Genomic DNA, 23,184 nt, shown 5'->3' with positions numbered 1-23,184 from the left:
GGCCGCTTTTCGCGTGGATTCCGCCACCGGCTCGTTGCCCGCATCGGCAGTACGACACGACGCTCAGGTCGTGAAGCCTGCATTTATCCAGAGGAGTGGCAACGTGTCGCGCACAACCGGATTGCTGGTCATGGCCTACGGCACGGCACGTCGGGCAGAAGACATCGAAGCCTTCTATACGGATATACGTCATGGCAGCCGACCCACGCCCGAACTGCTGGCCGAGCTCAACGCGCGTTACCAGGCAATCGGTGGCCTCTCGCCACTCGCGGCCATCACCGCAGCCCAAGGCGAGCATCTCGAGCGCTGCTTGAATGCACGCTTCCCCTACAAGAACTTCAAAACCTACCTTGGCTACAAGCACGCCGCGCCCTTCATCGAGGATGCAGTCGCGGCGATGCACGCCGATGGCATTGTCGAGGCCATCAACCTCGTCCTGGCGCCGCATTATTCGGGGTTCAGCGTGCAGGGCTACAACGACCGCGCGCTGCAAAGCGCCAGGAAACTTGGCGGGCCCGTTCTCAGCGTGACCCCAAGCTGGTACCGGCAACCAAAATTCATTCGCTATTGGGCGACCCGCATAGAAGAGACGCTGGCAGCGGTCCCGGCAACGGAATTGGCAAAAACCGTGGTCGTGTTCTCGGCCCACAGCTTGCCGCAGAAGATCCTGCAAGACGGCGACCCTTATGTGCAGCAGATCGAAGACAGTGCGCGGCTCATTGCCGCAGCCGCCAAGCTCCGGCATTTCGTTGTGGGCTGGCAAAGCGCCGGGAGGACACCGGACCCCTGGATTGGTCCCGACGTCCGCGATCTGACCCGCCGGTTATGGAAGGCTCCCGGCTACCGCCGCTTCGTGTACTGCCCGATCGGCTTCGTCGCCGATCATCTGGAAGTCCTTTACGACAACGATATCGAGTGCCGCGACGTGGTCGCGGAGCTTGGTGGCACCTATGTGCGCCCGGCAATGCCCAACACCGATCCGTTGTTTATCGAATGCCTGGCCGACGTCGTCGCCGAACATCTGCCCCAGCCTTTGAGCCGGGCCTCATGAGTCCGGCGCCGCTGCACACGGCCATCATTGGCGCGGGAATCACCGGGCTGTCCGCGGCCTTTTACCTGCAGCGGGATTTGCAGGCCCGCGGGCTCGCGCAATCCATTGCGGTCATCGAGGCGGAGAGCCACATCGGCGGAAAAATCCGGACCATCCACCGCGACGGCTTCACCTTGGAACAAGGCCCGGATTCCTTCCTTGCGAGCAAGACCAGCGCGATCGAGCTGGTACGGGCCATCGGCCTGGAAGGCCGGCTGGTGCACAGCCAGGCCGGCCGCAGCTACGTGTTGCAGGGTCGCCATCTGCGGCCGATTCCTTCCGGCGCCTACATGGGCATCCCGCGGAAGCTCTGGCCCTTGCTCGGCACGCGGCTGATCTCCCCGCGGGACAAGGTGCGCGTGGTCCGGGACTGGTTTCGACACCAGCCACCACTGCAAGCGGACCAATCGCTGGGCCAGTATTTCCGGCAGCGGCTTGGTGACAGCGTGGTCGCGAACCTGATCGAGCCGCTGCTCTCCGGCATCTATGGCGGTGACATTGACCAATACAGCCTGGAAGCGACCTTGCCGCAGTATTACCGGGCCGCGCACGGCAGCTCCGGCGCCAACAGTCCCACCCGCGTGGCGCGTACGACCAACTCTCCCCAGCGGACTTCCGCCGCTGCCAACGCCGGCCCGTTCATGACCTTGCAGGGCGGGCTGGAATCGCTGACTGCCGGCATTGCCGCCCACGTCGCACCGCACACCATCCGCACCGGCGTCGCGCTCGAGACCATCCAGCGCATCGGGCCCTATTACCGCCTGGTCCTGCACGACGGGCGTACGCTCGATGCGCGCAACGTGATCCTCACCGCACCCGCGCACGCGGCTGCCAGCCTGCTGCCAGCGGCCAGGAAGGCATTCCTGCCGCTGTTGCAGACTCCTGCCACCTCCGTCGCCGTGGTGACCTTGGCGTTTCCGGGCGAGGCCGCGCGCTTCGATCGGCGGGGTACCGGTTTCCTGGTGCCGCACGCGGCCGGTTACAGCATCACCGCGTGTACCTGGACCCACCTCAAGTGGCCGCACACCACGCCGGATAACGCCGTGTTGTTGCGCTGCTATGTCGGTTCCGTCGGCGTCGGGCAGATGGCCGTGGCCAGCGACGAGATGATCGTTGCCGCGGCCTTGCGCGACTTGCAGCAGATCCTCGCGTTGCGCGGCGCGCCGATCTTTTCCCAGGTACAGCGCTGGGTCCAGGCCATGCCGCAGTACACGGTCGGCCACGTGGCGCGCGTCGCGACCATTCGCCGCCAAGTCGCCGCGGATTATCCCGGCATCATCCTCGCCGGCGCCCCGTACGGCGGTGTGGGTCTGCCCGACTGTATCCAGCAAGGCAAGTCCGCTGCGCATCAAGCCGCCGACGACTTGGAACAGTGCGCCGCGTAATGCCCGCCAGGAAAGCGTTTGTGCCGCCAGACCAACAGGCCAGCCGGCCACCGGCACCTGTGCAAACCAGCAGAAACCTTGTCACGGAGAACCAGCCTTGTTGATTACCAATCTTGGGAAGACGCGCCTGGCGCTGATCAGCAGCTTCGATACGCTCAGCGACGGGCAGTTGAACCGGTCGGGCGGCGAAGGCGCGTGCAGCATCGCGCAGATCATCGTTCACCTGCACGCCAGTGAGATCGAGACCGCCAGGAGTGTCCTGGTGGCCTTGCCGCACAGCTCCGGCAAAGTTGCCGAACGAGACTTGGCTGTCCTGGCCGAGCTGGTGCGAGCGCACGACACCGCCATCGCCCCGCTTGCCCACGCGCTCACCAAGGCCGAGCTGATTGGCCTGCTTGAAGAGTCGCGGTTCAAGTATCTGCAAGACGTGTTCAATGAAACCCACGCGCAAACCTTGGCCGAAAAATCAATGCAGCATGCCGTCTACGGCGAAATCAGCCTGAAAAACCTGATCGACACGATTTGGCTGCACGAACAAGAGCACACCCGGCAGATTACACAGATCAAGGCAGCGCTGTAACGCCACCCAGACAGCCCCACGGAGACGAGCATCATGCAAGAGCAGTACACCGCCCAGTTGGCGATCAAATTCACCACCGAATGGAGTGCGCTTGAGAAGGGTGCCAAGACCGCCGCGATCCGCGAAGTCGTGGACTTGTTCGGCCAACACGCGGACAAGGTCGGCTTGCGCGGCACTTACGTCGTCCAGGGCTTCCAGGCGCATACGGACATCCTGTTCTGGATGTATGCGGACCATTTCCCGGATATCCAGGACCTGCAGTTGGCCATCCGGCGCTCCGCGCTGGGCCGCTACATCGAGATCCCGCATGCTTTTACCGGCATCAGCAAGCCCTTCGAATTTTCCGAGCATCCGACCTCGTTCGCGGTGGGCATGACGCCGCGCCAGTACCTGTGCTTCTACCCCTTCATCCGCAAGCCCGAGTACTACCTGCTGCCCAAGTGGGAACGCAAGGCGCTCATCGGCGACCACGGCGACATCGGGCACGCGTTCGTGCCGGACATCCTCACCAACGGGGTATACGGCTTCGGCCTGGGGGATTACGAGTGGTTGCTGACCTTCGAGGCCAACGACCTGAGCCGACTGGTGGATTGCGTGCGCAAGCTGCGCGAATCAAAGTCGCGGCTCTACATGGAAGACGAGCATCCGTTCATCGTCGGCCGCTACTTCCCGCTGGAAGCGGGCTTGTCGCAATACGCGTAAGCCGGCGCCGCTGGCGCGGCGACTGGAATGGTGCCGGGAAGAGGAGTCGAACCTCCGACCTACGCATTACGAATGCGCCGCTCTACCAACTGAGCTATCCCGGCAAAGAGCCGCAGATTTTACGGGGCGCGGCCGGTTGCCGCAAGCGTCGCCACCGCACGCCCAGGGCATGTGCGTCACCTGGCGAGCGCGGCTGATTGGCGACGTCAGGGCATCTGGCGCAGCATCTTGGGCAGCGCGAAGCTCACGTCTTCGCGTACGCCGTCCAGCTCGCTGACTTCGCCTGCGCCCCACTCCTGCAACCTGGCCACGACGCCGCGCACCAGCCGCTCTGGCGCCGAAGCGCCGGCCGTCACGCCGATGTGCTGCACGTCCTGCAGCCATTCGTGGCGCAGTCCGTTGGCGTCATCGATCAGGTAGGCCGGCGTCCCTTGGCGCCCGGCCAGCTCGCACAGGCGGCTCGAGTTGGAGCTGTTGACCGAGCCCACGATCAGCATCAAGTCCACCTCGGCGGCGAGACGGCGCACCGCGTCCTGGCGGTTCTGCGTCGCATAGCAGATGTCGTCCTTGCGCGGCCCCTCGATGTCCGGAAAGCGTTCGCGCAGCGCCGCGATGATGATCTTGGTGTCGTCGACCGACAAGGTTGTTTGCGTGACATAGGCCAGGCGCTCCGGCTGCTTCGGCGCCAGATGTGCGACATCGCCCAACGACTCGACGAGGAGAATCTCCCCGGCATGATCCGGCTTCCACTGGCCCAGCGTGCCTTCGACCTCCGGGTGCCGGGCGTGGCCGATCAGCACCACGCTGTAGCCGTTGCGCCCCAGCCTGGCCACTTCCATGTGCACCTTGGTCACCAGCGGGCAGGTCGCATCCAGCACGCGCAGGCCGCGTCGATCGGCTTCCTCGCGCACCTGCTGCGACACGCCGTGCGCGCTGAAGACCACCAGTGCGCCGTCCGGCACGTCGCTCAGTTCGTCGACGAATACCGCGCCGTCGGCGCGCAACCGCGAAACCACATGCCGGTTGTGCACCACCTCGTGGCGGACGTAGACGGGCGAACCGTACGCTTCCAGCGCGCGATCGACGATGGCGACGGCGCGGTCCACTCCGGCGCAAAATCCACGTGGGTTGGCAAGCAAAATGTCCAGACCGCTACCTCACGGGTCGACTCGATCACGCGATGCCGCGCAGTATCGGGCGCGGACACGATCCCAGCGATGTGGCAGATTATCGCACGTGGCCGTCGTGCCTGCCGGCAAACAGCCCAAACGCAATAAGCAGCGCCGCGCCCACGCTGATCGCGCTGTCCGCCAGGTTGAACACCGGGTAGTTCCACTGGCGGAAATACACGTGGATGAAATCGGTGACTTGCGCCGCGTGCAGGCGATCGACCACGTTGCCCAGTGCGCCGCCGATGATCAGCGCCAGGGGCAGCGCCGTGCGCCAGTCGCGCCGCGGCGTGCGGGCGAGCCAAACCACCATCGCGGCACAGATCGCCACCGCCAGCACCACGAACAGCCAACGCTGCCAGCCATCGCCACTGGCCAGGAAGCTGAAGGCCGCGCCGCGGTTGAAGGCGAGCGTCCAGTTGAGCAGCCCGGGAATCACCGGATGCGGCACGCCAGCGGGTTGCAGGCTGCCCAGCGCCCACCACTTGCTGAGCTGGTCGAGCGCGATGACCAGGGCGGAAAGCAGCAACCAGGACAACGCGTTGGATTTGGCGGTCATGCAGGAACTCCCAAGATGGCGTCAAAACCAGCGGCGGTCCTCGCCTGGGCCTTCGACATTGCTGATGCAGCGCCCGCACAGCCCGGGATGCTCGGGGTGGGTACCGACGTCTTCCCTGCGGTGCCAGCAGCGGATGCATTTCACGGCGCTGCTGACGCTGGCCGCCAGCCACGCCTCGGCGCCTTCGAGCTCCACGCGCACCGCGTCGTCGGTCCGCGCAGACAGCGGCGCGAGCTCGAAGCCGGAGACGATGAAGAAGAAGCGCAGCTCCTGCGCCATGTCGGCATAACGGGCCAGTACGGCAGCATCGGCATAGACGACCAGGTTTGCTTCCAGCGCGGCACCGAGCATGCCGGCATTGCGCATGCCCTCGAGCACGCGGGCGGCCACCTCGCGCATGCGCAGCAAATCGGCCCAATAGCGCCGCTCGTCCGGCCCGGACTGGGTTGCCTGCAGGCCGGTGTACCAGGTCTCGAACAACACGCTGTCGCCGCGCTTCTCCGGCGCGCTGGTATCCGGCATGGCGTGCCAGATCTCTTCGGCGGTGAAGGCCAGGATGGGGGCCAGCCAGCGCACCAGGGCCTCGGTGATGCGGAACATCGCGCTCTGCGCGCTGCGCCGACCGCGGCTGTCGGTCGGCATCGTGTAGAGCCGGTCCTTGGTGATGTCCAGATAGAGCGCGCCCAGCTCGTTGGCACAGAAGTTCTGGATGCGGGCGACGATCTCGGCGAAGTCGTAGCGCTCGTAGGCGGCCAACACCGCCGCCTGCACGTCATGCGCCTGCTGCACCGCCCATTGGTCCAGCAGCAAGGTGTCGGTCACCGGCAGGAGGTGCCTGGCCGGGTCGAATCCGTCCAGGTTGCCGAGCAGGAATTTGGCCGTGTTGCGCAAGCGCCGATAGACGTCCGAAATCCGCTTGAGGATCTCGTCGGACACCGTCATCTCATTGTGGTAGTCGGCGGCAGCGACCCACAGCCGCAGCACGTCGGCGCCCAACACATCCATCACTTTTTGCGGAGCCACCACGTTGCCCAGCGACTTGGACATCTTGCGGCCATGGGCATCGACCGCAAAGCCATGGGTGAGCACGTGCTGGTAGGGCGCGCGGCCAAACATGGCCGACGAGGTCAACAGCGAGGACTGGAACCAGCCGCGATGCTGGTCAGACCCTTCGAGGTACATCACCTCGTAATGCGCGGCCGCGCCTTGCTGCAGCTCGGGACGCCGCCCCAGGACGGCGAAGTGCGTGACTCCGGAGTCGAACCAGACGTCCAGCACGTCGGTGACCTTTTCATAGGCCTCGGCCTCCTCGCCCAAGAGCTCGGCGGGGTCCAGGGTAAACCAGGCATCGATGCCGTACTGCTCGACCTTCTGCGCCACCTGCTCCAGCAGGGCCACGGAGTCGGGATGCGGCTCCTGCGTCTGCTTGTGCACGAACAGCGCAATCGGCACGCCCCAGGTGCGTTGGCGCGAGATGCACCAGTCCGGACGGCCAGCCACCATGCCCGCCATGCGCTCCTCGCCCCAGGTCGGCACCCAGTGCACTGCCTTGATCGCGGTCAGCGCAGTCGCGCGCAGGTCCTGCTGCTCCATGGAAATGAACCACTGCGGCGTCGTGCGGTAGATCACCGGGGTCTTGTGGCGCCAGCAGCAGGGGTAGCTGTGCTCGATCCGGGCGTGCGCCAGCAGCACGCCGCGGCGGCGCAACAGCTCGACGATGGCGTCGTTGGCTTTCCAGATGTGTTGGCCGGCCAGTTGCAGGCCATCGGCATCCGGCACATCGGCGTGATAGGTGCCGTGCGCGCCAATGTAGTTCAGCAATCCGATGCCGTAATTGCGGCCCGCCACGAAGTCCTCGACGCCATGGTCAGGCGAGGTATGCACCGCGCCCGTGCCATCCTCGGCGCTGACATGGTCGCCGAGGATCACCGGCACTTGGCGCGCGTAGAACGGGTGCTGGAGCAGCACGCCTTCCAGCGCCTTGCCCGTGGCGTGGCCAAGCACTCGGCTCCCCTCCCCCCTCGGGGAAGGGGTCGGGGGCGAGGGTTCGGCGGAGTCAAGCGATCGCGCTTCGGCCGCACCCTCTCCTGCCCTGCGGGCACCCTCTCCCAGAGGGAGAGGGGAAGCGGGCTCTGCCGACGGAGCGGATAGACCCTGGGCGTAACGCGCCAGCACCTGATCCACCAGCGCGCTGGCCACCACCAGCAGCAGGCGCCGGCCATCGCGCGAGGGGCCTTCGAGCAGGGCATATTCCAGCTCCGGCCCCAAGGCGACGGCCTGGCTTTCCGGCAGGGTCCACGGCGTCGTGGTCCAGATTGGAATGGCCACCGCGGCGCCGCCAGCGTCGACGCCGAAGCGCGCCGCGAGATCCTTGGCATCGATGGCGTCATAGGCGACGTCCACGGCCGGCGAGGCCTTGTCCGCGTATTCGATTTCCGCCTCGGCGAGTGCCGAGGCGCAGTCGAAGCACCAGTACACCGGCTTGGCCCCGCGCAGGACGTGGCCGTTGGCGACGATCCGCGCCAGGGCGCGCAACATGTCCGCCTCGTAGTGGGCATCCATGGTGCGATACGGATGCCCCCAATCGCCAAGCACGCCCAGGCGCTTGAAGCCGTCGCGCTGGGTGTCGATCTGGTCGGCGGCGTACTCGCGGCACTTTTGCCGGAACGCCGCCGCATCGAGCTTCTCGCCCGCCTTGCCGTACTTCTTCTCCACCGCGATCTCGATCGGCAGGCCGTGGCAGTCCCAGCCGGGGACGTACGGCGAGCGGTAACCGGACAGCAGCTTGGACTTGACCACGATGTCCTTGAGCACCTTGTTGACCGCGTGGCCAATATGGATAGGCCCGTTCGCGTACGGCGGCCCATCGTGCAGGACGAAGACCTTGTCGCGCCCCGCGGCGTGGCGCTGGATTTGGCCGTACAAGTCCTCGCGCTCCCATTGCGCGCGCCACAAGGGCTCGCGCCGCGGCAGATCGGCACGCATGGGGAATGCGGTCTGCGGCAGATTGATGGTGTCTTTGTAATCCTTGCTCATTGCCTGGTTGCCATCGCTGTGATTCGTTGCTTCGCCGTGGCGCGCACGCCGGGGTGAGATCGGGCCGCCCTCGCGGCCGTCCGTCTCATGCGCCCGCCAGGCTTGGATTCATGCCCAGCACTTCGCGCGCCATCCGGGCATCCACCGCCATCTGTTCGCGCATGGACTCGACGCCGTCGAACCTGAGCTCATCGCGCAGCTTGGCGACAAACTCGACGCGCATGCGTCGGCCGTAGAGATCGCCGTCGAAATCGAACAAGTGCACCTCCAGCAAGGGCTCGCTCAGCGCGTTGACGGTGGGACGCAAGCCCAGGCTGGCGACGCCAGGCCAAAGACCGCTATTTTCGTCCAAGCCCACGCGTACGGCAAAGATGCCATGTACCGGACTGACCCTTCCGCGCAGCGGGATGTTTGCCGTGGGATAGCCGAGCTCCCGCCCCAGGCTGCGCCCGCGGGCCACGCGGCCCTCGATGCTGAAGGGCCGGCCAAGCAAGGGCTCCACGCCGGCAAACTCGCCAACGGCAAGCAGGGCTCGCACCCGGCTGGCCGAAACCCGCGCGCCGCCAACCAGTACCGTCGGCATCACGTGGGTCGCAAACGCGAGGGACGCGCCCAGGTGTTCGAGCAGTGCGACGTCGCCCTGGCGCTTGTGGCCGTAGCGAAAATCGCTGCCCACCCAGATCTCGCGCGCGCCCACCCGCTCGTGCAGCACGCGTCGCACGAAGCCCTCCGCCGGCATATGCGAGAGCGCGGCGTTGAAGCGCAGCAACAACACCTGCGCCATGCCCGCCGTCGCAAAACCCTGCAGCTTCTCGCGCACGCTGGAGAGGCGCGGTATGGGCGTCGAGGAAAAATACGCGCGCGGCAAGGGCTCGAAGCTGACCACCAGCGGGGTGCATCCCAGCGTCTCGGCACGCAGCCGGACCTGGGTCAGCAACGCCTGGTGACCGCGATGCAGGCCGTCGAACGCCCCCACTGCCACCACGCTGCCGGGCGGGGCCAGACAAGGTCCCGCGACATCCCTGGAGAGCTTCATCATCGCGGCAGTATAGCGAGCATGCAGGCGGCCTTATGGCGTCTTCGCCGGGCTCGGCGGTGGCAACGGACGCAGGTCGCGCGGGCGCATGCCGAGCATCAGCAGCACACCGACGTACACCCCGCCGCCCGCCGCCACCATGGCGGCCAGATGCCACAGGCGCGCGAGCACCGGTACGCCGTGGGTCCACAGTGGCCACCACCAGCGCCCGAGCAGCAACACTGCCGCCATGGCCAGGCAGGCCAGGCCCAGGCGAGCCAGGTGCCGCGCCCACCCGGCCTGGAGCTGGTACACGCCGGCGCGCTGCAACCAGCGCCAGAGCAGCCATAGGTTGACGTAGGCCGCCACCGCGCTGGCCATGCCCAAGGCCATGTGTAGGCCCGGCAGGCGGCTGACCGCGTCAAACCACCCCAGGCTGCGTAGCGCCGGCGGCGCCCAGAGCTCGAACAGCAGCACCACGAAGGCGACGTTCAAGACCATGTTGGTGAGCAGCGAGGCCACCGCCGCGCGCACCGGCGTGCGCGTGTCCTGCCGCGCATAGAACGCCGGCAACAGCACCTTGACCAGGGCAAAGGCAGGCATGCCGAAGCTCAAGGCGGTGATGGACAGCGTGGCCATGTCGGTGTCATGCGCCAGCCAGCGTCCGTGCTGGAAGATCGTCGCCACCAGCGGCTTGGCCAGCAGCATCAAGCCGAACATCGCCGGCAGCGCAATCAAGGTGGCCAGGCGCAGACCCCAGTCCAACGCGCGGGAAAATCCGTCGTGGTCCGTGGCCACGAAGTGCCGCGACAGCGACGGCAGGATGACTGTACCCAGGGCTACGCCGAACACCCCCAACGGCAACTCCAGGAAACGGTCGGCCTGCGACAGCCAGGTCTGCGAGCCCAGCACCAGGTATGAGGCGATGACGGTATCGAACAGCAGGTTGATCTGCGCCACCGAGGAGCCAAACAGGGTCGGCACCATCAAGTGCATGATCCGTCGCACGTATGGATGGTTCCAGCCCCAACGCGGCAAGGTGAGCAGGTTCAGCCCGCGCAACGCCGGCAGCAGGAACAGCAGCTGCAGGATGCCGGCCAGCAGGATCGCCCAACCCATGGCCATGATGGGCGGCTGCATGTGCCGCGAGAGCACCAGCGCGCCGCCAATCATGCACAGGTTGAGGATCACCGGCGTCAGCGCGGGCAGGCCGAAGCGGTGGAAGCTGTTGAGCGCGCCGCCGGACAGCGCCGTCAGCGACACGAACAGCAGGAACGGGAAGGTCAGGCGCAGCAGGTCGACGGTGAGGTCGAATTTCACCGGATCGGCCAGCGCGCCCGGCGAGAACAGCATGGTCACCTGCGGCGCGAAGAAGATGCCAAGCGCGGTGACCACCAACAGCACGCCGCCCAGCGTGCCCGACACCTGGGCCATCAGCTGCTTGAGCTCGGTGTGACTGCGCGTCTCCTTGACCTGGGTAAACACCGGCACGAAGGCGGTGGAGAACGAGCCCTCGGCAAACAGGCGGCGCATGAAGTTGGGTATGCGGAACGCCACCCAGAACGCGTCCGTCGCTCCGCTCGCGCCAAACGCGGCGTTGATCGACATGTCGCGCGCCAAGCCGAGCACACGCGACACCAGTGTCATCGCGCTGAACGACAACAACCCGCGAAACATGCTCGGAGACTTCATGCGCGTGTATATGACCTTGCGGCGAGGGGTGCGGGTGGCGGCGAAGCGCCGGCGGCCGGCTGCGCACCGCCGCGGCCGCGGGCCCGGCACGGCGGCGCGCTCCGGCGTCGTAGTGTGCCAGCGAATGCGGCCCGGGGCCCAGCCATGCCCGTGATCCACCAGAGGCCAGCATGGGCCATTCGTCCCGGGGCGCGGCGCAGCGTTGACGCCCCGACCGATTAGGCCGCATAATTGCGCTCTTTCCCCGGCCCAACAACGCATTCCGGAGTTCTACCTTGGCCAATATCAAGTCCGCAAAGAAGCGCGTGCGGCAGTCCGAGCGCAATCGCCTGCGCAACGTCAGCGCGCGCTCCATGGTCCGCAGCGCCCTGCGCAAGGTCGTCAAAGCCATCGAAGCGAAGGACAAGGCCGCAGCCGTCGCCGCCTTCGCCACCGCCCAGCCGCTGATGGACCGCTATGCCTCGCGCGGCCTGATCCACAAGAACAAGGCAGCACGGCACAAGAGCCGATTGAACGCGAAGATCCGCGAGCTGGCCTGAACCGCCAGCCGCAACTCCACGCAACATCGAAAGCCGGCGCCAGCCGGCTTTTTCGTGCCCGCGGTCCGACCGACACTGCTGCCGGTCGGCAGCCTCCGCCCGGTATCCGTCCACGCCAGCGCTTATCATGGATGTCCTTTGCGGAGCATCCATCCATGGCCGATTCGATCCTCACCGAACGCCGCAGCACGGTACTGTGGCTCACCCTCAACCGGCCGCAGGTGCACAACGCGTTTGACGACGGCTTGATTGCGGCCTTGACCGCGGCGCTACAGGCCGCGGACGCCGACCCGCAGGTGCGCGCGGTCGTGCTTGCGGCGAAAGGCAGCTGCTTTTCGGCTGGCGCGGACCTCAACTGGATGCGCGGGATGGTCGGCGCCAGCGAAGAACAGAACCGCGACGACTCGCTGCGCCTGGCCAGGTTGATGCGCACGCTGCAGTTCCTGTCCAAGCCAACGATCGCCAGGGTCAACGGCTCGGCTTACGGCGGCGGCGTGGGCCTGGTCGCGTGCTGCGACATCGCCATCGGGGTGACCACGGCCAAGTTCGCGTTGTCCGAGGTCAAGCTTGGCCTGGTACCCGCCGTCATCTCGCCTTACGTGGTCGCCGCCATTGGCGTGCGCCACGCGCGCCGCCTCTTCCTCACCGGTGAGGTCTTCAGCGGCGAGCATGCTGCGCACATTGGCCTGCTGCACGCCGCCGTCGCGCCGGAAGCGCTGGACGAGGAAATGGACCGGGTCCTGCACCTGGTAACCAAGGTCGCGCCGCAGGCACAGCGCGAAGCCAAGCAGCTGGCCTTGCGCGTCGGTGGCATCGACCAGGTGCAGGCAGAAGCCGTGGACACCGCCAATGCCGCGCTGATCGCACGCCTGCGCGTCGCCGAGGAAGGCCAACACGGGCTGGCCGCGTTCCTGGAAAAACGCGCGCCGCGCTGGGTGGCGGGTAATTGAACGCAGCTGGCACTCCGGCGGCGCCGGCCAATCTGCTAAGTTTGAGAAATCCACTGGATGGTCCAGCCAACGAAGGCACCCCATGTTTGAGCGCGTACTGATTGCCAACCGCGGGGAAATCGCCTGCCGCGTCATCCGCACCTGCCGGCGCATGGGCATCCACACCATCGCGGTGTATTCCACGGCGGATGCCGATGCGCAACACGTGCGCCTGGCCGACGAAGCCTGGCCTATCGGCGGCGCGCCGCCGGCGGAATCCTACCTGCGCGGCGACGCGATCCTCGATGTCGCGCGCAAGACCGGCGCGCAGGCCGTGCATCCCGGCTACGGCTTCCTGTCCGAAAACACGGGATTCGCGCGTGCCTGCGTCGACGCCGGCATCATCTTCATCGGCCCGGATCCCGAAAGCATCGAAGCGATGGGCTCCAAGGCGGCGGCCAAGCACCTCATGGCCAAGCATGACGTGCCCCTCGTACCGGGCTATGACGGTGACAACCAGGACAACGCGTTTCTGGCGCGGCAGGCCCACCAGGTCGGCTACCCGCTCATCATCAAGCCCTCCGCCGGCGGCGGCGGCAAGGGCATGCAGATCGTGCGCTCGGACGCCGAGTTTCCCGAAGCGCTGGAGACCGCGCAGCGCATCGCCAAGGCCGCATTCGGCGACGCCGCGATGTTGCTGGAACGCTATGTCGAACACCCGCGCCATATCGAGTTCCAGATTTTCGGCGACCGCCACGGCCACGTGATCCACTTGGGCGAGCGCGAGTGCTCCTCGCAGCGCCGCTACCAGAAAGTACTGGAGGAAACGCCCTCACCCTTCCTCAACGCCGAACGCCGCGCGGCCATGGGGGCGGCCGCGGTCGCCGCCGCGCGCGCGGTCAATTATGTCGGTGCCGGCACGGTCGAGTTCATCGTGGGCCAGGCAGGCGATTTCCATTTCATGGAGATGAACACGCGGCTGCAAGTCGAACACCCGGTCACCGAACTCACGCACGACATCGACCTGGTCGAATGGCAACTGCGCATTGCCGACGGCGAGCCGCTGCCAATGACGCAGGAGCAGGTGGTTTCCCGCGGCCATGCCATCGAAGTGCGCATCTATGCGGAGGATCCCGAGCGGAACTTCCTGCCCGGCTCGGGCAAGCTGCAGGCCCTGCGCCTGCCGCCGACATCCGCGCACCTGCGTCTCGATGGTGGCGTGGTCGAAGGCGACACGGTGACGATCTTCTACGATCCCATGATCGCGAAAATGATCGTGTGGGACGCGAACCGCGTGCAGGCGCTGCAACGCATGCGCAATGCGCTCGCGCAATGCGAGATCGACGGGCCAAAATCCAACGTCGCGTTCCTGGAGCGCCTGGTGCGCCATCCCGCCGTCGTCGAGGCCCGCATCGACAGTGGCTACCTCGACCGCCACCTGGATGAGTTCGTCACCGGCGCAGACGAACCCGACGAGCGCAGCTTGTTTGTGGCGGCCACGGCGGTCCTGCTCCACGACGAGACGCAGCCGCGCGTGGCTGCCTCCGATCCGCATTCGCCCTGGGCGGCAAGCGATGCCTGGCGCATCGGGCGCAACGGCAAGCGCGTGCTTGCACTCGCACGTGGCGAGGCGAGATTCGAGATCGAGGCCTGGGGCCACGCCGGGCGCTACGCCCTGAACCTGGGCGAGGCGCACTGCGAAGTCCAAGGCGCACTGCTTGGCGAAGGCGTACTCAACGCGCGTTTTGATGGCGAAGCCGAACGCCGCCCTCTGCTCGTGGACGACCAGCGGGTATCGCTGCACGATACCGGCGGCCAGCGTTGGCGCCTTGAGCGTGTCCCGGCTTACGCGTGGCACGCTGAGGACACGGCCGGCGGCAACCAGGTGCTGGCGCCGATGCCTGGCCGCATCGTGGTGGTGAAGGCCAAGCCCGGCGACACGGTGGAACAAGGCCAGGACCTGCTGGTGATGGAGGCGATGAAGATGGAGCTGGCGCTGAAGGCGCCGCGCACCGGCAAGCTTGCCGACATCACCGCCGCACAAGGAGACTTCGTCGAGGCCGATACGATCCTGGTGCGCTTCGTCGAGTAACGCCCCGGGCCAGTTGCCGCCCATGCTTGCATTCAAGATCCTCGGCATCATCTTGTTCGTGTAGATCGGCTGGGCGACGTAGCGCGGTACGGTGTTCGCCAAACGCGGCATCGGCTGGACCTTGGTCGAGTTCCCCACGCGGCCGCGCATGTTCTGGGATCTTCGCCTGCCATGTCTTGCCGGGCGTGCCCTGCTCGCAGTGTTTTGAAACGCCGTCACCCTGACTGGAGTTGCCATGACCTCTTCCGCCTCGTTCGTCCGCATCGTCGAAGTCGGCGCGCGCGACGGACTGCAGAACGAAAAGACCTTGCTGCCGACGGCAACCAAGATCGAGCTGATTGACCGCTTGTCGGCCACCGGCCTGAAGACGATCGAGGCCACGAGCTTCGTCAGTCCCAAGTGGATTCCGCAGCTCGCCGATGCGGCCGAGGTGTTTGCCGGCATCCGTCGGGCGCCCGGCGTCAGTTATCCAGTGCTGGTACCGAACCTTGAAGGCTACGCGCGGGCACGCGCCGCCGGCGCAAGCGAGGTCGCCGTGTTCACGGCGGCGAGCGAGGCATTCAACCGCAGGAACATCAACGCCTCGATCGACGAGTCGATCGAGCGTTTCGCGCCAGTGGTGGCGCAGGCGCAAGCCGATGGCGTCGCCGTGCGCAGTTACGTGTCGACCGTCCTCGGCTGCCCCTACCAGGGCGAAGTGCCGGTGCGCGACGTGGTGCGCGTGGCACGGCGGCTGCACGAGCTCGGCTGCTACGAGGTATCCCTCGGTGACACGATCGGCGTCGGCACGCCGGCGAAGGCACGCGCCATGCTGCACGCGGTCGCACAGGAAGTGCCGATGACGGCGCTCGCGGTGCACTTCCACAACACCTACGGCCAGGCGCTGGCGAACATCCTGGCCTGCCTGGAGGAAGGGGTACGCGTGGTCGACAGCTCGGTCTCCGGCACCGGCGGCTGCCCTTATGCCAAGGGTGCGACCGGCAATGTCGCGAGCGAGGACGTCGTGTACATGCTGGATGGCATGGGCATGCACACCGGCGTCGACCTCAACGCGCTGATCGCGACCGGTGCCTGGCTCTCCGCCCAGTTGCACAAGCCCACGGCCAGCCGCGTCAATCGCGCGCGCAGCGGCCCGCAGGAGGCTGGCGATCCCGCCTGAAACGCCGGCACGGCGCGAAAGTCATGTTTCCGCCAGCAACTTGCGACTGGCGGCGGCTGCAGGACGCGCGGCAACGCGCTCGAACCACGGACCAATCTTCGGCAGCGCATGGTCGAACGGTTGATTTACCTCGAGGCCGAAATCCAGCCATACGTAGAGCCAGATGTCGGCAGCGCTGAAGCGCTCGCCACACAGGTAGGGCCCCGCGCCGAACATGCCGTCCAGCCAGGCCACGCGATCCTGCGCAATGCGCTTCAAGTCGGCCGCCGCATCCGGGGCCACCGGGATACGCGGACGGAAGCGCGGCAGCCCCTCGGCATAGTGGAACGCATTGTGGATGAACTCGGTGACGTTGAGTTCGACCCGGCGCCACCACTGCCGCGTTTGCGCGCGCTCTGCCGGCGTACGCCCGATCAGCGCCGGCTCGGGATGCAGCTCCTCCAGATACTCGGCAATCGCCACTGCCTCGGCGAGCATTGTGCCATCGTCCAGTTGCAACGCCGGCGTCTGCCCCGCAGGATTGCGTGCGAGATACCCGGCCGCACGGTTTTCGCCCGTCATCACGTCGACCGTGACCGCCGGCAGGTACAGCTGCTTTTCCAGCACGAACATGCGCAAGCAGCGCGGGGCGGGACTGACGGCATCATAGATGAGCATGACATGACACCCGAAGGAACAACGCGCACACTATAGCGACGCCATTGCAGTTCATCCCTGATCCATGTCTGCCCCGTTCCTGATTCGTCCCATTGCGCGCGAAGACGATGCAGCCGTCGCCGCGATCATCCGCACCGTCATGCCCGAGTTCGGTGCCGGTGGTCCCGGATTCGCCATCCACGACCCCGAGGTCGACCACATGTACGCGACCTACGCGCAGCCGCATAGCGCCTATTTCGTGGTCGAGCGCGATGGCGTAGTCAGCGGCGGGGGCGGCATGGCGCCATTGGCAAACGGGCCGCAGGACGTCTGCGAGCTGCGCAAGATGTACTTCCTGCCCAGCGCGCGTGGCATTGGCGCCGGCAGCGCCATGATGCGCCGCTGTCTGGACGCCGCGCGCGACGCCGGCTTTCGCCGCTGCTACCTGGAAACGGTGGAGCGCATGGAAGCGGCCCAACGCCTGTACCGGCGTACCGGCTTCGCGCCCATCAACGCACACATGGGCGGCACTGGGCATTTCGGCTGCGACCGCTACTACATCCTCGACCTCTAGGAGTTTGGGCAACCCGGTACGCACGCACGCTGCCGGTCCCGGGACCGGCAGCGGCGGATCGCATCAATTGGACAGGATGATGTCCGTGATGATGCCGGTGGCGATGGCGACGAGGAGGAAATCACTGTTGTCGCTGCGCACCCAACGATAACCTCGCGGCGGCGGGCGCAGGCGATACACGCTCCAGTCGGTCACGTAGTAGCGATCGGCCCGGTAGTACGCCGGCAGGCGACCACCGCGCTTGTACCAGCCGGCGTGCCGACCACGGTCATGCGCGACGTAATAGCGGCCACGATCGTCGTGGATGCCGCGTCCATCGCGCACATACCGCCCTTGAGCTGCGCGCTGGTCACGCCAATCCGGTCCCCGCTGTCCGCGATGATCCTGCGGCCCACTGTAATCCTGCTGCCCGCGATGATCCTGCCGATCGTGGTGCTGCGGTGGGCTCGCTGCCGACGCCGTAGCGGCGAACAGCAAACTGCTTGCCAGGGTGACCAGGTATTTTTTCATGGCGGAATACCTCGAAGGGAACGAGCGCGACGGTGAGGCGACAATCCGCACCGGCGCCAGCCCAAGCCTAACGAACGTCCCTGAACATAAGCGCTACGTCGACGCGCCAAGCCGAATCCGCAACCACCCGGCCACGCCCAGGCCAGCTCGGTTAATATGACGGCTTCGCAGCACAGGGACGGCTTCATGCAACTCGATCAAGTCAAGGCCATCATCACCGGCGGCGCCTCCGGGCTGGGACATGCCGTGGCGCAGCACCTGGTTGCCAAGGGCGGCCAGGTCGCGTTGTTCGACGTCAACGGGGAAAAGGGTGCGGCGGCCGCCAGCGCGCTGGGCAACGCCGCCCGCTTCTACCGCACCGACGTCACCTCCGAGGACAGCGTCGCCACCAACGCCGCCGCCGCGCACGCCGCCATGGGCGGCTTGAACGTGGTGATGAACTGCGCCGGCATCCTGGGCGCCGGGCGGGTGATCGGCAAGCAGGGCCCCATGCCGCTGGCGAGCTTTGCCGGCACCATCGGGGTCAACCTGATCGGCAGCTTCAACGTCGCCAAGGCCGGCGCGGCCCTGATGCAGGCCAACGCGCCGGGCGAGGACGGCGAGCGCGGCGTCATCGTCAACACAGCCAGCGTCGCCGCCTACGAAGGCCAGATCGGCCAGGCCGCCTATTCGGCCTCCAAGGGCGGCGTGGTCGGCATGACCTTGCCCATGGCGCGGGAGCTGGCACGCTTCGGCATCCGCGTGCTGACCATCGCGCCGGGGATCTTCTGGACCCCCATGGTCGATGGCATGACGCCGGAGTTGCAGGCCTCGCTTGGCGCCTCCATTCCCTTCCCCTCACGCCTGGGCAAGCCGGAGGAATTCGCCGCCACGGTGGGCTTCATCCTCGGCAACCGCTATCTCAACGGCGAAACCATCCGCCTCGACGGCGCGGTACGCCTGCAACCGAAGTAAGCCAGCCGCCGGACGCGGCCGACCGCGGTGGAACCCAGCCTCCCCTTCCCAAGATCCGACCCATGAAAGCCGCCGAAACCAAGAAAGGCCACGTCATCGAGTACGAAGGCATCGTGTACCAGGTGTCCAACGTGGAACGCAGTGCGCCCACCGCACGCGGCGGCAACGTCACCTTCCGCTTCACCCTGTATTCGATTCCCGGCGGACGCAAATTCGACCTCAGCCTGCGCGCGGACGATGAGCTCAAGGAAATGGAGCTGCTGCGTCGCGCCGCCAACTTCTCCTACAAGGATGGCGACGCCTTCGTCTTCATGGACACCGAGGACTACACCCAATACGTGCTCGGCCCAGAGCTCGTGGGTGACAACGCGGGCTACATCGTCGAGGGTGTCGAGGGTTACTACGTGCAACTGATCGACGATGCGCCGGTGGCCTTGCAGGTGCCGAGCAGCGTCCTGCTGCGCGTGGTCGAGACTGCCCCGGCCCTCAAGGGCTCCAGCGCCACCAAGCGCAACAAGCCGGCGCGGCTCGAGACCGGCATCGAAGTCGCGGTGCCCGAGTACATCGGCGTCGATGAGCAGGTGTGGGTGAGCACGCTCACTGGCGAGTTTGCCGGGCGCGCCTGAGCCTGCTGGCGGCACGCCAGCGTGCGTACACCTGGCCATGCGCGTGGCAAGCGCTCGGGCCATGGTCCAGAATGGGCCATGCCCCGAAAAACGCGCAAGCTCCCGCACGCACACCTGTCCATGAGTCATGCCTGAAGTCACAGCCGACGGCGCGAGCCAAGCCGGACCGGCCGCCACCGGCCTGTTCCTCAACCGCGAGCTGGCCGCGCTGGAGTTCAACTTCCGCGTGCTGGCCATGGCCCATGACCGCAGCGTGCCGCTGCTGGAACGGGTGCGCTACCTCAGCATCGTGGCCAGCAACCTGGACGAATTCTTCGAGGTCCGGGTGGCCATGCTGAAGTACTACCAGGCCAGCGGGCAGGCCGTGCCCGGCCCCGATGGCATTCCGCCAGCCGAGCTGGCGCGGCGCATCCGTGCCCGCGTCCTGGAGCTGATTGCCGACGCCTATGCGGTATGGCGCGACGAGCTGCAGCCAGAGCTTGCGGCCAGCCAGGTGTATTTCTCCACCCGCCGGCACTGGAGTCCGGCACAGCGCCGCTGGCTCCAGGACTACGTGGAAGACAGCGCGCTGCCGATGCTCTCGCCGCTGGAAATGGACGAGACGCACCGCTTCCCGCGCATCCTCAGCAAGACCTTGAACATCGCCATGGTCATGCGCGCGCCTGACGCGTCGACGCCAGCCACCCGCACGGTCCTCCTCGGCGTGCCGCGCAGCCTGCCGCGATTGCTGCGCCTGCCCGACGGGATTGGCGGTCCGGGCGACCATTTCGTGCTGCTGGCCGAGGTGCTGTGCGCCTATGCCGGACTGCTTCACCCGGATGCCGTGGTGCTGGGGGCCTGGCCCTTCCGGGTCACGCGCAACAGCGAGCTGCTGGTCGATGAAAACGAGGTGGAGAACCTGGCGCAGGCGCTCCAGCAGGAGTTGCCGGCGCGCGGCTACGGCCACGCCGCGCGGCTGGAGATCGGCGCCGACTGTCCCGACGACCTGGCCGCGATGCTCGCCGCCAACCTCCAGCTCGACGCCAGCGGCGTCTACCGCTGCGACGGCCCAGTCAACCTGGTGCGCGTCGGCCAGCTCCATGCCTGGCTGGATCGACCGGAGCTGAAGTTTGCGCCATTCACGCCGCGCCTACCGGCGGGTGTGCATCGCAGGAAGAGCCTGTTCGAGCAGATCGCGCAGCACGACATCCTGCTGCACCATCCCTACGAAAGCTTCGATCCGGTCATCGACCTGCTGCGCCAGGCCGCGCTCGACCCCGAGGTCCTCGCCATCAAGCAGACGCTGTACCGCGCCGGCGAGGAAACCCCGCTGCTAGAGCCGCTGGTGGATGCCGCGCGGCGCGGCAAGGACGTCACCGTGGTGATCGAGCTGCGCGCGCGCTTCGATGAGGCCGCCAACCTCCACCTGGCGGCGCGCCTGCACGAAAACGGCGTACAGGTGGTCTACGGCGTGGTGGGCTTCAAGACCCACGCCAAGATGCTGCTCATCATCCGCCGCGAACGCAGCGGGCTGCGGCGTTACGCGCATCTCTCCACAGGCAACTACCACCAGGTCAACAGCCGCATGTACACCGACATCGGCTTGATGACGGCCGATCCGGAAATCACCGAGGACCTGCACAAGGTGTTCCAGCAGCTCTCCGGGTTGGGGCCGATCATCCAGCTGAAGCGGCTGCTGCATTCGCCGTTCACGCTGTACGCAGGGGTGCTCGCACGCATCGAGCGCGAAACCGCCAATGCACTTGCCGGTCATCCGGCGCGGATCATGGCGCGGCTGAATGCCTTGAACGAGCCACATGTGATTGCCGCGCTGTATCGCGCCTCGCAGGCCGGAGTGGAGATTGACCTGGTGGTGCGCGGAGCCTGCACGCTCAGGCCCGGCTTGCGCGGCATCAGCGAGCATATCCGGGTGCGCTCGATCGTTGGCCGCTTCCTCGAGCACAGTCGCGTGTACTGGTTCGCCAACGACGGCGATCCAGAGTTGTTTTGTGCGAGCGCCGACTGGATGGAACGCAACCTGCTGCGCCGCATCGAGATTGCCTTCCCGATCTCCGATCCGGCGCTGGCTGCACGCACCTTCGAAGAAACCCTGGCCAACGCGCTGGCCGACAACACCCAGGCCTGGCTGCTCGACAGCCAAGGCCGCTACACCCGCGCGCAGCCAGGCCAGGCCACGCCCTATAGCGCCCAACAAGGCTTGCTGCAGCGCTTCGGCGGCTGAACCGTGCGGGCGAACGGCGTCGGACGCGGCAGGCGTGGCAGAATCAGGGTATTGCCCACCCCGGAAATCACCGTGCGTTCACTCGAGCAGAACCCTATCCGCAACGGCGAATTGATTGCCGCGGTGGATCTGGGCTCGAACAGCTTCCAGATGCTGGTGGCCAGGGTGGAGCACGGGCAGCCGCGGATCATCGACCGCCTGCGCGACAGCGTGCGCCTGGCTGCCGGCCTGCGCGCCGACGGCAGCCTGGCCGCCCCTGAGCGCAACCGTGCCATGGCCTGCCTGGCCCAGTTTGGCCAGCGCCTGGCCGGGCTGCCGACGCAACACGTGCGCGCAGTGGCCACCAATACGGTACGCAAGCTGGCGCATCCGGAGTCGTTCCTGATGGGCGCCGAGGCGGCGCTGGGCGCGCCAATCGAGATCGTCTCCGGGCGTGAGGAGGGGCGCCTGATTTTCCTTGGCGCCGCGCACGACCTGCCGGCCTCGCGCGAGGCCCGCCTGGTGGTTGACATTGGTGGCGGCAGCACCGAGTTCATCATCGGCCGCGGCCTGGCACCGCTGCACACCGAAAGCGTGCAGGCCGGCTGCATTGCCACCACGCTGCGTTTCTTCCCGCACGGCAAACTCAGTCGTCCCTTGTGGGAGCGGGCAACTACCGAAATTGGCGTGCTGCTGCAACAATTTGCCGGCGACTATCACGCCTCCGGCTGGCAGGAAGCCTACGGCTCATCCGGCTCGGCCAAGTCCATTGGCGCCATCGTGCACAAGCTCGGGCTGAGCGACGAGGGCATCACCGGCGACGCCATTGCGGCCCTGCGCGAGGAGCTGCTGCGCCAAGGCGACATTGGCAAGCTCAAGCTGCCCGGCCTGGTCAAGGAGCGCACGCCAATCCTCGCCGGCGGCGTAGTCATCCTCGAGGCGGCGTTTGCCGCGCTCGGCATCGGGCGCATGGAGGTGTGTGCGAGCTCCATGCGCGAAGGCCTGCTCTGGGACCTGCTCGGCCGCGCCGGCGGCAACGACCCGCGCACGGCAAGCGTCGATGCGCTGGCCAGCCGCTACGGCGTGGACCTGGCCCAGGCCAGGCGGGTGGAAGCCACCGCGCTGGCGCTGTTCGACCAGGTCGCGCCCGCTTGGCTGCTTGGCGCCGATGCCCGCGAATGGTTGTCTTGGGCCTCCCGGGTGCACGAGATCGGCCTCGCCATCGCGCACAGCCAACACCAGCACCACGGTGCGTACATCCTGCGCAACGCGGATCTCGCTGGCTTCTCGCGCCAGGAACAGCAACTGCTTGCCGCCGTGGTCGAGGCACACCGGCGCAAGCCGGACAAGGCCCTGATGCGGGCGCTGCCGCAACGCCACCGCCAGCTGGCGCGCTACGTGACCGCGTTGTTGCGGCTGGCCGTGCTGTTCCGCCGTGCGCGCCGCGCCGAATCCCTGCCGCCCATGCAACTGCACGCCACCCGCCACCGCCTGCAGCTCGAGCTGCCCCGCGACTGGCTGGAACAGCATCCGCTGACCCGCGCCGACCTGCTGCAGGAGCGCCTGCCGCTGGCCGAACTGGGCCTCAAGCTGGAACTCCCCAGCCACGCGGGTGCAGCGCCCCCCGGACACTAGGAGACCTCTGCACGATTGCCGGCATCCCTGGCTGATTGCGCGATTGCCGCCGTCTCGCCAGCCAGCGCCAGGCAATCAGTCAGGTGATCGCCGCTATCATGA

The 23,184-nt window shown here is 66.8% G+C and carries 20 protein-coding genes and 1 tRNA gene; 13 read left to right on the top strand and 8 right to left on the bottom strand.

Features of this window, described 5'->3' with window-relative positions; translation table 11 throughout:
• The first annotated feature begins 70 nt into the window (after window positions 1–70).
• The 4 genes from hemH (at window position 71) to AC3WJB_RS08345 (ending at window position 3,757) form a co-directional block, all read left to right on the top strand.
• Complete coding sequence (gene hemH / locus AC3WJB_RS08360) at window positions 71–1,051, top strand: ferrochelatase (protein ID WP_492683138.1); 981 nt, start codon at window positions 71–73, stop codon at window positions 1,049–1,051.
• On the top strand, window positions 1,048–2,475 hold the full coding sequence (gene hemG / locus AC3WJB_RS08355) for a protoporphyrinogen oxidase (protein ID WP_492680518.1): 1,428 nt from the start codon (window positions 1,048–1,050) through the stop codon (window positions 2,473–2,475). The genes hemH and hemG overlap by 4 nt, the downstream gene beginning before the upstream one ends.
• A gap of 97 nt (window positions 2,476–2,572) precedes the next feature.
• On the top strand, window positions 2,573–3,055 hold the full coding sequence (locus tag AC3WJB_RS08350; RefSeq protein WP_492680516.1) for a DinB family protein: 483 nt from the start codon (window positions 2,573–2,575) through the stop codon (window positions 3,053–3,055).
• 33 nt (window positions 3,056–3,088) lie between these two features.
• Window positions 3,089–3,757, top strand: coding sequence for a chlorite dismutase family protein (locus AC3WJB_RS08345; RefSeq protein ID WP_492680514.1), 669 nt, complete (start codon window positions 3,089–3,091; stop codon window positions 3,755–3,757).
• 28 nt (window positions 3,758–3,785) lie between these two features.
• On the opposite strand, the gene AC3WJB_RS08340 is transcribed toward AC3WJB_RS08345, so the two are convergent.
• The 6 genes from AC3WJB_RS08340 to murJ all read right to left on the bottom strand — a co-directional run bounded on the left by AC3WJB_RS08340 (window position 3,786) and on the right by murJ (window position 11,228).
• Window positions 3,786–3,861: transfer RNA gene (locus AC3WJB_RS08340), tRNA-Thr, on the bottom strand.
• A gap of 102 nt (window positions 3,862–3,963) precedes the next feature.
• Window positions 3,964–4,905 carry a 4-hydroxy-3-methylbut-2-enyl diphosphate reductase gene (ispH, locus tag AC3WJB_RS08335; protein WP_492683136.1) on the bottom strand — a complete coding sequence of 314 codons (942 nt, stop codon included), beginning with the start codon at window positions 4,903–4,905 and terminating at the stop codon, window positions 3,964–3,966.
• 79 nt (window positions 4,906–4,984) lie between these two features.
• Window positions 4,985–5,485: a signal peptidase II gene (lspA, locus tag AC3WJB_RS08330; protein WP_492680512.1), complete on the bottom strand. Its 501-nt coding sequence runs from the start codon at window positions 5,483–5,485 to the stop codon at window positions 4,985–4,987.
• A 21-nt stretch (window positions 5,486–5,506) separates the two neighbouring features.
• Entirely contained in the window at window positions 5,507–8,521 is a 3,015-nt protein-coding gene (locus AC3WJB_RS08325) for an isoleucine--tRNA ligase (protein WP_492680510.1), read from the bottom strand.
• Between the two features lie 85 nt (window positions 8,522–8,606).
• Window positions 8,607–9,560 carry a bifunctional riboflavin kinase/FAD synthetase gene (locus AC3WJB_RS08320; RefSeq protein ID WP_492680508.1) on the bottom strand — a complete coding sequence of 318 codons (954 nt, stop codon included), beginning with the start codon at window positions 9,558–9,560 and terminating at the stop codon, window positions 8,607–8,609.
• Between the two features lie 30 nt (window positions 9,561–9,590).
• Window positions 9,591–11,228, bottom strand: a complete 1,638-nt coding sequence (gene murJ / locus AC3WJB_RS08315; RefSeq protein WP_492680506.1) for a murein biosynthesis integral membrane protein MurJ — start codon at window positions 11,226–11,228, stop codon at window positions 9,591–9,593.
• Window positions 11,229–11,503: 275 nt separating this feature from the next.
• On the opposite strand from murJ, the gene rpsT reads away from it, so the two are divergent.
• The 4 genes from rpsT (at window position 11,504) to AC3WJB_RS08295 (ending at window position 15,947) form a co-directional block, all read left to right on the top strand.
• On the top strand, window positions 11,504–11,767 hold the full coding sequence (gene rpsT / locus AC3WJB_RS08310; protein WP_492680504.1) for a 30S ribosomal protein S20: 264 nt from the start codon (window positions 11,504–11,506) through the stop codon (window positions 11,765–11,767).
• A gap of 155 nt (window positions 11,768–11,922) precedes the next feature.
• Window positions 11,923–12,717 carry an enoyl-CoA hydratase-related protein gene (locus AC3WJB_RS08305; protein WP_492680502.1) on the top strand — a complete coding sequence of 265 codons (795 nt, stop codon included), beginning with the start codon at window positions 11,923–11,925 and terminating at the stop codon, window positions 12,715–12,717.
• Between the two features lie 82 nt (window positions 12,718–12,799).
• Window positions 12,800–14,788, top strand: a complete 1,989-nt coding sequence (locus AC3WJB_RS08300) for an acetyl/propionyl/methylcrotonyl-CoA carboxylase subunit alpha (RefSeq protein WP_492680500.1) — start codon at window positions 12,800–12,802, stop codon at window positions 14,786–14,788.
• Between the two features lie 235 nt (window positions 14,789–15,023).
• Complete coding sequence (locus AC3WJB_RS08295) at window positions 15,024–15,947, top strand: hydroxymethylglutaryl-CoA lyase (RefSeq protein ID WP_492680498.1); 924 nt, start codon at window positions 15,024–15,026, stop codon at window positions 15,945–15,947.
• Window positions 15,948–15,968: 21 nt separating this feature from the next.
• Here AC3WJB_RS08295 and AC3WJB_RS08290 read toward each other — a convergent pair whose 3' ends face one another.
• Complete coding sequence (locus AC3WJB_RS08290; RefSeq protein ID WP_492680496.1) at window positions 15,969–16,604, bottom strand: glutathione S-transferase family protein; 636 nt, start codon at window positions 16,602–16,604, stop codon at window positions 15,969–15,971.
• Window positions 16,605–16,668: 64 nt separating this feature from the next.
• Between AC3WJB_RS08290 and AC3WJB_RS08285 the strand changes: the two genes are divergently transcribed.
• A complete protein-coding gene (locus tag AC3WJB_RS08285; protein WP_492680494.1) occupies window positions 16,669–17,157 on the top strand; it encodes a GNAT family N-acetyltransferase in 489 nt (162 codons plus the stop codon).
• A 63-nt stretch (window positions 17,158–17,220) separates the two neighbouring features.
• Here AC3WJB_RS08285 and AC3WJB_RS08280 read toward each other — a convergent pair whose 3' ends face one another.
• The gene (locus tag AC3WJB_RS08280; RefSeq protein ID WP_492680492.1) at window positions 17,221–17,667 is read right to left on the bottom strand and encodes an RcnB family protein; all 447 of its coding nucleotides are present in this window, start codon (window positions 17,665–17,667) and stop codon (window positions 17,221–17,223) included.
• Between the two features lie 186 nt (window positions 17,668–17,853).
• Here AC3WJB_RS08280 and AC3WJB_RS08275 point away from each other — a divergent pair, with 186 nt between their 5' ends.
• The 4 genes from AC3WJB_RS08275 to AC3WJB_RS08260 all read left to right on the top strand — a co-directional run bounded on the left by AC3WJB_RS08275 (window position 17,854) and on the right by AC3WJB_RS08260 (window position 23,082).
• Window positions 17,854–18,621, top strand: coding sequence for an SDR family NAD(P)-dependent oxidoreductase (locus tag AC3WJB_RS08275; protein ID WP_492680490.1), 768 nt, complete (start codon window positions 17,854–17,856; stop codon window positions 18,619–18,621).
• Between the two features lie 62 nt (window positions 18,622–18,683).
• The gene (efpL, locus tag AC3WJB_RS08270; protein WP_492680488.1) at window positions 18,684–19,247 is read left to right on the top strand and encodes an elongation factor P-like protein EfpL; all 564 of its coding nucleotides are present in this window, start codon (window positions 18,684–18,686) and stop codon (window positions 19,245–19,247) included.
• Between the two features lie 127 nt (window positions 19,248–19,374).
• Entirely contained in the window at window positions 19,375–21,468 is a 2,094-nt protein-coding gene (gene ppk1 / locus AC3WJB_RS08265; protein ID WP_492680486.1) for a polyphosphate kinase 1, read from the top strand.
• 72 nt (window positions 21,469–21,540) lie between these two features.
• Complete coding sequence (locus tag AC3WJB_RS08260) at window positions 21,541–23,082, top strand: Ppx/GppA phosphatase family protein (RefSeq protein WP_492680484.1); 1,542 nt, start codon at window positions 21,541–21,543, stop codon at window positions 23,080–23,082.
• Window positions 23,083–23,184: the final 102 nt, after the last annotated feature.

This window comes from Rhodanobacter sp. FW510-R10, assembly GCF_058781105.1.
Note: the sequence above shows the minus strand (reverse complement) of the source record. Positions and strands in the feature narration are given on the sequence as shown.

Coding starts and splice junctions, on each gene's coding strand:
- hemG (WP_492680518.1), top strand. CDS start 1,048: ATGAGTCCGGCGCCGCTGCACACGGCCATCATTGGCGCGGGAATCACC.
- AC3WJB_RS08345 (WP_492680514.1), top strand. CDS start 3,089: ATGCAAGAGCAGTACACCGCCCAGTTGGCGATCAAATTCACCACCGAA.
- lspA (WP_492680512.1), bottom strand. CDS start 5,485: ATGACCGCCAAATCCAACGCGTTGTCCTGGTTGCTGCTTTCCGCCCTG.
- AC3WJB_RS08325 (WP_492680510.1), bottom strand. CDS start 8,521: ATGAGCAAGGATTACAAAGACACCATCAATCTGCCGCAGACCGCATTC.
- AC3WJB_RS08320 (WP_492680508.1), bottom strand. CDS start 9,560: ATGATGAAGCTCTCCAGGGATGTCGCGGGACCTTGTCTGGCCCCGCCC.
- murJ (WP_492680506.1), bottom strand. CDS start 11,228: ATGAAGTCTCCGAGCATGTTTCGCGGGTTGTTGTCGTTCAGCGCGATG.
- AC3WJB_RS08305 (WP_492680502.1), top strand. CDS start 11,923: ATGGCCGATTCGATCCTCACCGAACGCCGCAGCACGGTACTGTGGCTC.
- AC3WJB_RS08300 (WP_492680500.1), top strand. CDS start 12,800: ATGTTTGAGCGCGTACTGATTGCCAACCGCGGGGAAATCGCCTGCCGC.
- AC3WJB_RS08295 (WP_492680498.1), top strand. CDS start 15,024: ATGACCTCTTCCGCCTCGTTCGTCCGCATCGTCGAAGTCGGCGCGCGC.
- AC3WJB_RS08290 (WP_492680496.1), bottom strand. CDS start 16,604: ATGCTCATCTATGATGCCGTCAGTCCCGCCCCGCGCTGCTTGCGCATG.
- AC3WJB_RS08285 (WP_492680494.1), top strand. CDS start 16,669: ATGTCTGCCCCGTTCCTGATTCGTCCCATTGCGCGCGAAGACGATGCA.
- AC3WJB_RS08280 (WP_492680492.1), bottom strand. CDS start 17,667: ATGAAAAAATACCTGGTCACCCTGGCAAGCAGTTTGCTGTTCGCCGCT.
- AC3WJB_RS08275 (WP_492680490.1), top strand. CDS start 17,854: ATGCAACTCGATCAAGTCAAGGCCATCATCACCGGCGGCGCCTCCGGG.
- efpL (WP_492680488.1), top strand. CDS start 18,684: ATGAAAGCCGCCGAAACCAAGAAAGGCCACGTCATCGAGTACGAAGGC.
- ppk1 (WP_492680486.1), top strand. CDS start 19,375: ATGCCTGAAGTCACAGCCGACGGCGCGAGCCAAGCCGGACCGGCCGCC.